We start from the raw sequence: 11,002 nt of genomic DNA on the forward strand, positions 1-11,002 counted from the left end.
TTGAATCAAGTGCCCGCGCGATCGGTGCATACGCGGGCATGCGCCACACGAGACATCCTGTCTCGGTGGCGCACGGCGCACANNAGCGCGAGTTCGATGCTTCGCAGCGCTGGATGAACTGCGCAGCTTCAAGCACAAGCCGAGCCACATGGCCTCCCTGTAGGAGCGGCGCAAGCCGCGACCGCGGAAATACAACTACAGCGAAGATTTCAAGGAAATGCGGGACACCAACCGCCCCCAATCACCCAACCATCAACCGCTCAATCAACCCCAGATACAACCCCGGCAACGCCTCCAGATCCGCCACCAACACATTCTCATCGACCTTGTGAATGCTCGCATTCACCGGCCCGATCTCGATGCATTGCGCCCCCAGCGGCGCGACGAAGCGCGCATCCGACGTACCGCCGCCCGTGCTCTCCAGCGGCGCCGCGCCGGCGAATTGCGCCAACACCTCGCGCGCCGCCGCGCGCAGCGGACCTTCCGGCGTGTAGAACGGCTCGCCGCCACGGAACCAGCGGATTTCATATTCGAGCCCGTGCGCCTGCAACACCGCCTCGCATTCGCGCTCCAGCCGCTCGGCGTTCCAGCTCGGATTGAAGCGCAGGTTGAACAGCACCCGCAGCTCGCCCGGAATCACGTTGTTGGCGCCGGTGCCGGCGTGGATGTTGCTGATCTGCAGCGACGTCGGCGGAAAAGTCTCGTAGCCATCGTCCCAACGCCGCCCGGCCAGTTCCGACAACGCCGGCATCGCCTGATGGATCGGATTGCGCGCCTTCTCCGGATAGGCGACATGGCCCTGCACGCCGATCACCTTGAGCGTCGCCGACAAGGTGCCGCGACGGCCCACCCGTAGCAGATCGCCGAGTTTCGCGGTCGAGGACGGCTCGCCGGTGATGCACCAGTCGATGCGCTCGCCGCGAGCGCGGAACGTCTCGGCGACCCGTCGCACGCCGTCGATCGCATCGCCTTCCTCGTCCGAGGTAAGCAACAAGGCGATGCGGCCGCGATGGCGCGGATGTTTCGCCGCGAATTGCTCCAATGCCACCACGAACGCCGCCACGCTGCCCTTCATGTCGGCCGCGCCGCGCCCGTACAACACGCCGTCGCGGATCTCCGGCAGGAACGGATCGCTGGCCCAACTGTCGACCGGCCCGGACGGCACCACGTCGGTATGACCGAGCAGCACCAGGGTCGGCCCATCGCCGTCGCCATGCACGGCCCACAGATTGTCGACCTCGCCGTAGCGCAGGTGTTCGCAGGCGAACCCGACATCGCTCAAGCGCTTGGCGATCATCGCCTGGCAACCCAGATCGTCCGGCGTCACCGACGGCCGCGCGATCAGATCGCAGGTCAGCGCCAGCACCGCGCTGCGCCCATCGGCATGATCGGTCGCGCTCACGAGCCGATCCCGAACCGCTGCTTGAAGCCGTTGTCGCTGAAGCCCTGCGTGACCTTGCCGTCGTCGGTCACCACCACCGGCCGGCGGATCAACTGCGGGTATTCCTTGAGCAACAACTTCCACTCCGCGTCCGACGCCGGCTCCTTGCGATTGGGCGGCAAGGTGCGCCAGGTGGTCGATGACTTGTTGATCAACGATTCCCATCCGCCGACTTGATTCTTCCACTCGACCAAGGTTTCCGACGCCTGCCGGTTGTCGCGGTAATCGACGAAACTGTGCGCGACGCCGAAACGGTCGAGCCACTTGCGGGCTTTCTTGCAGGTGTCGCAGTTGTTCAAGCCATAAAGTGTCGTCATTTCGACCTCGATTATTTTTTAAGCCGATACAAATTCGTGCTCGATTCCGGCGCTCACGCTCAGCCGGAACCTCGGATACCGTCGGCGCCGACGAACTCATCATGGATTTTCTTCAGCGCGATACGCTGCCTGAGCTCGACCACCACTGCGCTCTCGAGATACGTACCCAGCCAGTTCTGCCGCGGTATGAACGAAATATGTTCGCCCAGCCGTCCAGGACGACGCAGCCGCAACGTCACCCGGGCCGGCCGGAACGCATGATTCGTCGATATCGTTTCGATGTCGGCAATCGGAATACTCTCTTCGATGCTCCCGCGCCTTATCTGCAGATGATCGCCGTGATCGACGACTTCGTCGGCCAGCTTCCCCATGATCATGCTGTGCGCTGCGGCGATCGTGGTGGCAGCCACGAACAGCGCCCAGATGTACCAAGGCCACGCCCCGCCCGATTTGCTCCACTGAACTGAAGCAGCGACCAGAAGCAGCAGAGTCATCGTCGGCGCGATCCATTTGTAGAACAAGATCGATTGAACTGAAATTCGCTTCATGGCCTGCCTCTTAGTCTGCCGACACGCGCGCTACCGGGCGGCGATCCAGCAACATGCTGACGTTCGCGCGGGCATAGCGGTCAGTGGAGTCGTCAAGCGTCGATGCTAGGCATCGACCGCCCCGTCTGCCCCGCCAAAACCACCGATACGCCGCGACAGATCCGCCGCCACCCGGCTTTCGCCATAAGTGCCGAACGCGGAATTCGGGCGCGGAACGAACACGATACGCCGGCCAAATGCGCCGGGCTTGCGCAACAGCAGGCTCACCCGGATCGGGCGAATCGCGTATTCCGCCGATACCTTTTCGATATCGGCGATCGTCACCGTTTCCTCGACACCTCGCCGCCTCACGCGCAGGTTGTCGCCGTGGTCGACCACCTCGTCGGCGAGGTTCCAGGTCGTCGCGATCTGCGCCGCGAATGCCGCGACCGCGGCCACGGGTATCAGCCAATCCATCCACGGCACCATCGGTGCCGAGGATCCATGCCAAAGCCAGGCAATCATCGCGAACAGCAACAGACTCGACAGCGGCAGGACCCACTTATAGATCGCCATCATGCCGGCCGAAATCCGCTGCATCGTCGCGTACCCGTCAGTCCGCCAACCCGCGCAGCAGATCGTTGATGCTGGTCTTCGAACGCGTCTTCGCATCGACCTGCTTGACGATCACCGCGCAGTACAGCGAGTGCGATCCGTCCTTGGCCGGCAGCTGGCCGGACACGACCACGCTGTACGGCGGCACCGAGCCGTAGCTGATTTCGCCGGTGGCGCGGTTGTACACGCGGGTGCTCTGGCCGAGGAACACGCCCATGCCGATCACGCTGTGGTGGCCGACGACGAAACCTTCGACCACTTCCGAACGCGCGCCGATGAAGCAATGGTCTTCGATGATGGTCGGCGAGGCCTGCAGCGGTTCGAGCACGCCGCCGATGCCGGCGCCGCCGGACAGGTGGCAGTGTTTGCCGATCTGCGCGCACGAGCCGACCGTGGCCCAGGTGTCGACCATCGTGCCTTCGCCGACGTGCGCGCCGATATTGACGAAGCTCGGCATCAGCACCACGTCCTTGCCGATGTAGGCGCCGCGACGGGCGATCGCGCCGGGCACGATGCGCGCGCCGAGCTTGCGGAAATCGGCTTCGCCGTAGCCTTCGAAACGCGCCGGCACCTTGTCCCAGAACGGCGCGGGGTCGGCTTCGACGACCTGCATTTCGTTGACCCGGAAGTACAGCAGCACGGCCTTCTTGAGCCATTCGTTGACGGTCCAGCCGCCCTTGCCGTCGGGTTCGGCGACGCGGAACTCGCCCTGCTCCAGGCCATCGATCACGCGTTCCACGGTCGGGCGGGTCGAGCCTTCGATCTCGTCCGGGGTCAGCATGCTGCGGCGCTCGAAGGCGCTGTCGATCATGAACTTGAGTTCGTCGATGCCCGGGGCCTCGTTGCTCTTCTTCTTCGCGGTCTTCTTGGTGGTCTTCTTTGCGGGGCTCATCGACAGTCTCCTTCGAGGCAGGCCAGCAGCGCGTCGCGCAGGGCCTGCTGTTGTGTTTGATCGAGCGGGCTATCGTGCCCGTCGCTGTTGACACTGGTGATCTGGAACACGTCCTCGGCGCGTTCGCCGAAGGTGGCGATGCGCGCGTCGTGTACGCGCAGGCGTTGCTTGCGCAAGGTCTGGGCGACGTCGGCGAGCAGGCCGGGGCGGTCGGTGCAGACCAGGCTCAGCACGCTGCGCGGGCTGAGCGCATCGAGCTTGGTGTAGGCGGCGAATTCGATCTGCGGCGCGATCCGGAAATGGCGCAGATGCCGCGGCTGCGCGCGTCGCGCCGGCTTGATCCGTTCCAGCGATCCCGACAGCGCGGTTTCCAGACGCCGTTCGACTTCTTCGGCGCTCGCCGGTTGACGCGGGTCGGTCGGCACCACTTCGAAGGTATCGAAGATCGCGCCGAGCGGGCCGTCGAGCACGCGCGCTTGCTGAATCGCCAGGCCGAGACGATCGAGCGTGGCCACGATCGCGGCGAACAGCCCGTCGCGATCGGGCGAATGCACGAACACTTCCAGCGCGCCGGCATGCGCGCCGCCGTGGGCGCTGACCGGCCGCGCGCGTACCCGCGTGTCGCCCAAGGCCACGCCGCGCAGCGACGCGGCCTGCCAGGCGATCTGATCTGGGCGTCCGCGCTGAAACGCGATCTCCGGCATGCGCGCGAACAAGCCGGCGATTTCTTCGTCTCGCGCGCCGAACGCGGCCAGCATGGCCTGCGCGGCTTCGCGGGTTTCCGCGGCGCGTTCGGCGCCGGCCACCGGATGTTCCAGGCCGCGCCGCAACGCGAGCCGGGTCGCGGTGTACAGGTCGGCGAGCAAGCGGTCCTTCCATGCGTTCCACAACTTCGGCGAAGTACCGGCGATGTCGGCGCAGGTCAGCAGGTACAGATGATCGAGGTGTTCGCGATCGGCGACCTTGCTGGCGAAACGGTGGATCACTTCGGGATCGGCGATATCCTGCTTCTGCGCGGTCACCGACATCAGCAGATGCTGGCGCACCAGCCACTCGACCAGCGCGGTATCGGATTCGCTCAGGCCCATGGTGGTGCCGAACACGCGCGCGTCTTCGCCGCCGAGTTCGGAATGATCGCCGCCGCGGCCCTTGGCGATGTCGTGGAACAGGCCGGCCAACAACAGCAGCTCGGGTTTACGCAGGCGCGGCCACACTTCGTGGGCGATGCTGAAACGCTCGTCGGCCACGCCGGAAGCGAAGCGCGCCAGATTGCGCAGCACCGCGAGCGTGTGCTGATCGACTGTGTAGACATGGAACAGGTCGAACTGCATGCGCCCAGAGACTTTCGAGAACGCCGGAATCCAGCGTCCTAGCACGCCCAGGCGCGCCATGCGTTCGAGCGCATGCACTGGATGCGGGCCGCGCAGGATCTTGAGGAAGCGTTCGCGCAAGGCCGGTTCTGCCTCGACGAAGCTCGGGATCTTGCCGAGCGCTTCGGCCAGGGTGCGCGCGGTCTGCGAATGCAGGCCGCGAATTTCGTCGTGGCTGGCCCACGCGGCGAACAGCGCGAACACGTCGGCGGCGTCGCGCGGCCAGTCGGCGTCGCGCGCGGCGATGTAGTCGCGGCGCAGTTCGAAGGCATCGTACGGCGAGGACAACGGCACCGGCACCGCTTCGCCTTCGATCTGTTCCTCGAAACGTTGCAACAGACGTTCGCCGATCCGCAGCACCAGCGCGGCGCTGCGGTAGAAGCCCTGCATCATCTGCTCGACCGCGAGGTTGTCGGCGTTGTCGACATGGCCCAGGCGTTCGGCGAGCAGCTTTTGATAATCGAAGCGCAGGCGCTCCTCGCGCTTGCGCGCGACCAGATGCAGGCCGAAGCGCAAGCGCGACAGCGCGCGGCGTTCGCGTTCCAGCGAGGTCAATTCGTCCGGGCCCAGTTGACCGATCGAGACCAGCGATTCCAGATCGGAGGTGCCGATGATGCGCAGCGCCATCCAGTGCAGGGTCTGCACGTCGCGCATGCCGCCGGGGCCTTCCTTGAGATTGGGCTCGAGGTTGTCGGCGGTGTCGCCGTAGCGCGCGTGGCGCTGGCGCAGTTCGTCGCGCTTGGCGATGAAGAAGTCGCGCGCCGGCCACACCTGCGACGGCGATACCGCCGCCTGCAAGGCCATCTGCGCGACCGCGTCGGCGACGATCGGGCGCGCTTCCAGCATCGCGGTGAGCACGGTCAGATCGGCCGCGGCCTCGGTGCATTGCGCGGCCGAACGCACCGCGTGGCCGACCGGCAAGCCGGCGTCCCACAACGAGGCGAAGAAACAGCCCAGTTGTTCGGCCTGCGCGGTCTGCGCCTGCGGCTCGGCCAGGATCAGCAGGTCGATATCGGACTGCGGAAACAGTTCGCCGCGGCCGTAGCCGCCGACCGCGAACAATGCCAGCGGCGCACCGTCGTCGATGCAGGCGCGCCAAGCCGCGCGCACCTGGGTGTCGACCGCGTCGGTGCGCGCGCGCAGCAATCGATCGATGTCGGCGTCGGCGTCGCGGTCGAAACGCTCGGCGAGCGCGGCATCGACCGCGGCGAGCGCGGCGCGGATCGCCGCGGGGCTGCCGGGCGGCGGCGTGTCCGCCACCGGGTCCGCCGCCGGATCGGGCACCGCGCAGGGCGGCGCCGGGGGCGTCGCCGATGGCTTATCGGCGACGGGGCCGGTCATAGGTCGTTGTCGTCGCCCGGCACGCGGGTCAGGATCTCGACCCCGTCGTCGGTGACGGCGATGGTGTGCTCCCACTGCGCCGACAACTTGCGGTCCTTGGTCACCACGGTCCAGCCGTCGGGCAGGGTCTTATGGCGATAGGTGCCTTCGTTGATCATCGGCTCGATGGTGAAAGTCATGCCGGGCACCAGCTTGAGGCCCTCGCCCGGGTGGCCGACATGCAGCACCTGCGGATCTTCGTGATAGATCCGGCCGATGCCGTGGCCGCAGTAGTCGCGCACCACGCTGAAGCGCTCGGCTTCGGCGTAGGTCTGAATCGCGTGGCCGATGTCGCCCAGGGTCATGCCCGGCTTGACGATGCGGATCGCGCGGAACATCGCTTCGCGGGTCACCTCGACCAGGCGCTTGGCCATGACCGACGGCGTACCGGCGTAATACATGCGGCTGGTGTCGCCGTGCCAGCCGTCCTTGATCACGGTGACGTCGATATTGACGATGTCGCCGTCCTTGAGAATCTTGCTGTCGCTGGGGATGCCGTGGCAGATCACGTTGTTGACCGAGGTGCACACGGTCTTCGGAAAGCCTTTGTAGCCGACGTTGGCGGGGATCGCCTTCTGCACGTTGACGATGTGCTCGTTGCAGATGCGGTCCAGCTCGCCGGTGCTGACGCCCGGCTTCACGTAGGGCGCGACGACCTGCAGCACCTCGGCGGCCAGGCGGCCGGCGACGCGCATCTTTTCGATGTCTTCGGGGGTTTTGATGGAAATGGCCATGGCCGCATTATCGCTTATTCACGTTCGCCTATCATCGCGCCGAACGCATCGCTGCGTATCGGTCGACGGGTCCCTGGGGAATTCAATGAATATGCGCACCGCCGCGATCGCGGCCGGCCTGGCCGGGTTGTTCATGCTCAGTCCGGCCAACGCGGCGGCGCAGGCCACGGCGCCACCCGCCCCGCCCGCGCCGGCCTTCGTCGAACTCGCCCCGGGCTTGTCGGTGTTCAAGGGACCGGCGACCACCGTGCTGCTGGCCGAATCGGCCGAGGCCGCGCTGCTGGTCGACAGCGAGTTGGGCAAGACCGCGCCGGCATTGCAGCAGGCGCTGCAGGGCCACAAACCGCTGCGCTATGTGGTCAACACCCATTGGCACCTCGACCATGTCGGCGGCAACGAGGCCCTGGCCGGCCGGGGCGCGAGCGTGGTGGCGCACGAAAACGCCTACCGGCGCATGGCCGAGGACACGTATCTCAAGCACCTCGACCGGGTGATGCCGGCCCTGCCGCCGGCCGGGCGCCCGAGCGTGACTCTGCAGGGCGACGGCCGCCTGCGTCTGGGCGAGCTGGAAGCGCGGCTGATCCATGTGCCGGCCGCACATACCGATGGCGACCTGCTGGTGCATTTCCCCGCGGCCAACGTGCTGCACATGGGCGACTGCTTCTTCAACGGGCTGTATCCGATCATCGACACCGGCACCGGCGGCACCGTCGACGGACTGATCGCGGCGCTGGATCGCGGGCTGGCGCTGTCCGATGCGCGGACCCGGATCGTCGCCGGGCACGGACCGGTCGGCGGCCGGGCCGATCTCAAAGCCGCGCGAGACATGCTCGCCGAGGTCCGGGACCGGGTCGCCAAACTCAAACGCGCCGGAAAGACCCGCGCGCAGACCCTGGCCGCGGCGCCGACCCGCGACCTCGACCCGACCTGGGGCCAGGACTGGGTCAAACCGGCGCAGATCGTGGGCTCGGTCTACGATTCGCTGCCTGCACGGCCCTGAGCCTCGACCAAGGCCCGAGGTCTTTTGTGGGAGGGCCTTCAGGCCAGACGCTCTTGTCTCAGATCGCATCGCCCCTCGCCCGACAATTTTGCCGCGAGGCTGGATTCGCGGCGACCTGAGCGAAAGGCGTCGTGCCTGAAGGTCCTCCCACAAAAGACCTCGGGCATCCGACGCTGATGGCGGCCGGCGACGCCACAGAGGCGGCTCCAGGCCCGCCCAAATCCCCGACAGTTGCCCCAAACCCCCGTCCCGGCTACACTTCGCCGGCTTTGCGGCTGGACCGTTCGTGCTTCGAACCCCTTCCGCGGCCGCCCACGTCGGGCGTCACCGGCGAATACACACCTGCCGCCACAGCCCGTGCCGGGGTGCCGCGCGACCCGTCCGAAGCCTCACAGGCTCCCGGACCGGACAAGCGGTTCGGACACGGAAGCGACAGGGAGGCCCAACCCCGGAACCACTCGCCTCGGAGCTCTGCTCCGGGCCGAAACGCCATCACTCATGCGGCGTCGGTTCCACTGCCTTCGGAGTAATGCAATGCCCCAGATCACCATGCGCCAGATGCTGGAAGCCGGCGTCCATTTCGGCCACCAGACGCGCTACTGGAATCCCAAGATGGGCCCGTACATCTTCGGCGCCCGCGGCAAGATCCACATCATCAACCTCGAGAAGACCGTTCCGCTGTTCAACGACGCGATGAACTTCATCTCGGCGATCGCGCAGAAGCGCGGCACCATCCTGTTCCTGGGCACCAAGCGTTCGGCGCGCGAATCGATCCGCGAAGAAGCCGAGCGTTGCGGCATGCCGTTCATGACCCAGCGCTGGCTCGGCGGCACCCTGACCAACTTCCGCACCGTCAAGCAGTCGGTCTCGCGCCTGAAGGAACTGGAAGCCGGCGAAACCGACGGCACCTTCCAGAAGATGGTCAAGCACGAAGTGCTGGGCCTGCGCCGCGAGCGCGACAAGCTGGAAGCCTCGCTGGGCGGCATCAAGGAAATGAACCGTCTGCCCGACGCGCTGTTCGTGATCGACATCGGTCATGAAGACATCGCGATCAAGGAAGCCAAGAAGCTCGGCATCCCGGTGATCGCGGTGGTCGACACCAACTACGATCCGGAACTGGTCGACTACGCCATCCCGGGCAACGACGACGCCATCCGCGCGGTGCAGCTGTACGCCCGCGCCGCCGCCGACGCCGTGCTCGAAGGCAAGGCCGCCGCTCCGCAGGTCGGCAACGTGCGCGAAGAAGATTTCGCCGAAGCCGAAGGCGAAGCCGGCAAGGACGACCGCAAGGGCGCCCCGCGCGGCCGCGCTCCGGCCAAGAAGGGCCCGGCTCCGGCCGCCGCCAAGAAGGCCGACGGCGAAGCTCCGGCTCCGGCCGCCGAGTAATCGCGCCCGTCGTCAGCGCTCGGTAACGCAGCCGCGTCATAGTGCGCGGCTGCGATACGCACCATCCAACCTCGCAGAAGCGGCGCAAGCCGCGATCGTCGCCGCATCCCGGCGATGCCAGTCGCGGCTTNGGGGCAACACGTATACCTGAGGTAACCCCAATGGCTGATATTTCCGCTTCCCTGGTCAAGGAACTCCGCGAGCGCACCGGCGCCGGCATGATGGAGTGCAAGAAGGCGCTGGTCGAAAACAACGGCGACATCGACGCCGCGGCCGAATGGCTGCGCAAGTCGGGCCTGGCCAAGGCCGACAAGAAGGCCGGCCGCGTGGCCGCCGAAGGCCGCATCGCGGTCGCCCAGGACGGCGGCAAGGCCGTGCTGGTCGAGATCAACTCCGAGACCGACTTCGTCGCCAAGGACGCGAACTTCCTGAGCTTCACCGACACCGTGGCGCAAGCCGCGCTGTCCTCGGGCGCGGCCGATGCCGAAGCGCTCAAGGCGGTCAAGCTGGCCTCCGGCGAGACCATCGAAGAAACCCGCGCCGCGGTCATCGCCAAGGTCGGCGAGAACCTGCAGGTGCGTCGCCTGATCCAGATCGACAGCGCCAACAACGTCGCGGCCTACGTCCACGGCGGCCGCATCGGCGTGCTGATCGAGCTCAAGGGCGGCGATGCCGACCTGGCGCGCGGCCTGGCCATGCATGTCGCGGCGATGAACCCGCCGCACATCAAGGCCAGCGACGTGCCGGCCGACTTCGTGGCGAAGGAAAAGGAAATCGAACTGGCGAAGATGTCCGACAAGGACAAGTCCAAGCCGGCCGACATCCTGGAGAAGATCATCGGTGGCAAGATCGCCAAGATCGTCAACGAAGTCACCCTGTACGGCCAGCCGTACGTGCTGAACACCGATCAGACCGTCGAGCAGGTGCTCAAGGCCGCCGGCGCCGACGTGGTCAGCATGCAGCGCATCGCGGTTGGCGAAGGCATCGAGAAGCAGGTCGACGACTTCGCCGCCGAAGTCATGAAGCAGGCGGGTCTGGCGTAAGTCATTCCGCTGGTTTCAAGCTGTGTAGTACGAGAAAGGCCGCGAATTTCGCGGCCTTTTTCTTTGGGTGGGAGCCGGGAGTCGGAAGTCGGAAGTCGGAAGTCGGTTAGAGCGTAAGCGCTATTACTCCTGATTTCGCAAATCGTCCGAAGCACCGCAACTTCCAACCGCGTCGTCTTTTCCTACCGTCATTCCCGCGAAGGCGGGCTCCGCTTTACTTCGGCGTAGCCGAATATCCAGTGCCTTTCGTGCGAAAACGCCTGAAGTCACTGGATTCCCGCCTTCGCGGGAATGACG

Annotated in this window: 10 protein-coding genes; 3 read left to right on the forward strand and 7 right to left on the reverse strand. The window is 66.2% G+C overall.

The genetic code is table 11. The features are described from left to right. Positions 1-241 precede the first annotated feature (241 nt). The 7 genes from dapE to map all read right to left on the reverse strand — a co-directional run bounded on the left by dapE (position 242) and on the right by map (position 7,276). The gene (gene dapE, locus ASD86_RS07350) at positions 242-1,402 is read right to left on the reverse strand and encodes a succinyl-diaminopimelate desuccinylase (protein ID WP_056108807.1); all 1,161 of its coding nucleotides are present in this window, start codon (positions 1,400-1,402) and stop codon (positions 242-244) included. Then, positions 1,399-1,758 carry a Spx/MgsR family RNA polymerase-binding regulatory protein gene (locus ASD86_RS07355; protein ID WP_056108810.1) on the reverse strand — a complete coding sequence of 120 codons (360 nt, stop codon included), beginning with the start codon at positions 1,756-1,758 and terminating at the stop codon, positions 1,399-1,401. The genes dapE and ASD86_RS07355 overlap by 4 nt, the downstream gene beginning before the upstream one ends. 59 nt (positions 1,759-1,817) lie before the next feature. Then, entirely contained in the window at positions 1,818-2,306 is a 489-nt protein-coding gene (locus tag ASD86_RS07360; protein ID WP_157476278.1) for a hypothetical protein, read from the reverse strand. Between the two features lie 105 nt (positions 2,307-2,411). Continuing rightward, complete coding sequence (locus ASD86_RS07365; RefSeq protein WP_235567689.1) at positions 2,412-2,864, reverse strand: hypothetical protein; 453 nt, start codon at positions 2,862-2,864, stop codon at positions 2,412-2,414. A 34-nt stretch (positions 2,865-2,898) separates the two neighbouring features. After that, positions 2,899-3,813, reverse strand: coding sequence for a 2,3,4,5-tetrahydropyridine-2,6-dicarboxylate N-succinyltransferase (gene dapD, locus ASD86_RS07370; RefSeq protein WP_235567699.1), 915 nt, complete (start codon positions 3,811-3,813; stop codon positions 2,899-2,901). Then, on the reverse strand, positions 3,789-6,503 hold the full coding sequence (gene glnD / locus ASD86_RS07375) for a [protein-PII] uridylyltransferase (RefSeq protein WP_056108817.1): 2,715 nt from the start codon (positions 6,501-6,503) through the stop codon (positions 3,789-3,791). The genes dapD and glnD overlap by 25 nt, the downstream gene beginning before the upstream one ends. Continuing rightward, complete coding sequence (gene map, locus ASD86_RS07380; protein WP_056108818.1) at positions 6,500-7,276, reverse strand: type I methionyl aminopeptidase; 777 nt, start codon at positions 7,274-7,276, stop codon at positions 6,500-6,502. Before map ends, glnD begins: the two co-directional genes overlap by 4 nt. Positions 7,277-7,361: 85 nt before the next feature. Between map and ASD86_RS07385 the strand changes: the two genes are divergently transcribed. The 3 genes from ASD86_RS07385 to tsf all read left to right on the forward strand — a co-directional run bounded on the left by ASD86_RS07385 (position 7,362) and on the right by tsf (position 10,705). Beyond that, positions 7,362-8,276, forward strand: a complete 915-nt coding sequence (locus tag ASD86_RS07385; RefSeq protein ID WP_056108821.1) for an MBL fold metallo-hydrolase — start codon at positions 7,362-7,364, stop codon at positions 8,274-8,276. 534 nt (positions 8,277-8,810) lie between these two features. Continuing rightward, the gene (rpsB, locus tag ASD86_RS07390) at positions 8,811-9,662 is read left to right on the forward strand and encodes a 30S ribosomal protein S2 (RefSeq protein WP_036113735.1); all 852 of its coding nucleotides are present in this window, start codon (positions 8,811-8,813) and stop codon (positions 9,660-9,662) included. 161 nt (positions 9,663-9,823) lie between these two features. Continuing rightward, on the forward strand, positions 9,824-10,705 hold the full coding sequence (gene tsf / locus ASD86_RS07395; RefSeq protein ID WP_056108824.1) for a translation elongation factor Ts: 882 nt from the start codon (positions 9,824-9,826) through the stop codon (positions 10,703-10,705). The last annotated feature ends 297 nt before the right edge of the window (positions 10,706-11,002 follow it).

This window comes from Lysobacter sp. Root690, from assembly GCF_001427785.1.
Classification (GTDB): Bacteria; Pseudomonadota; Gammaproteobacteria; order Xanthomonadales; family Xanthomonadaceae; genus Lysobacter.

What these genes read in the sequence shown, in the direction of transcription:
- ASD86_RS07360 (WP_157476278.1), bottom strand. Translation starts at nt 2,306, where the DNA reads ATGAAGCGAATTTCAGTTCAATCGATCTTGTTCTACAAATGGATCGCG.
- ASD86_RS07355 (WP_056108810.1), bottom strand. Translation starts at nt 1,758, where the DNA reads ATGACGACACTTTATGGCTTGAACAACTGCGACACCTGCAAGAAAGCC.
- ASD86_RS07365 (WP_235567689.1), bottom strand. Translation starts at nt 2,864, where the DNA reads ATGATGGCGATCTATAAGTGGGTCCTGCCGCTGTCGAGTCTGTTGCTG.
- map (WP_056108818.1), bottom strand. Translation starts at nt 7,276, where the DNA reads ATGGCCATTTCCATCAAAACCCCCGAAGACATCGAAAAGATGCGCGTC.
- tsf (WP_056108824.1), top strand. Translation starts at nt 9,824, where the DNA reads ATGGCTGATATTTCCGCTTCCCTGGTCAAGGAACTCCGCGAGCGCACC.
- ASD86_RS07385 (WP_056108821.1), top strand. Translation starts at nt 7,362, where the DNA reads ATGAATATGCGCACCGCCGCGATCGCGGCCGGCCTGGCCGGGTTGTTC.
- rpsB (WP_036113735.1), top strand. Translation starts at nt 8,811, where the DNA reads ATGCCCCAGATCACCATGCGCCAGATGCTGGAAGCCGGCGTCCATTTC.
- glnD (WP_056108817.1), bottom strand. Translation starts at nt 6,503, where the DNA reads ATGACCGGCCCCGTCGCCGATAAGCCATCGGCGACGCCCCCGGCGCCG.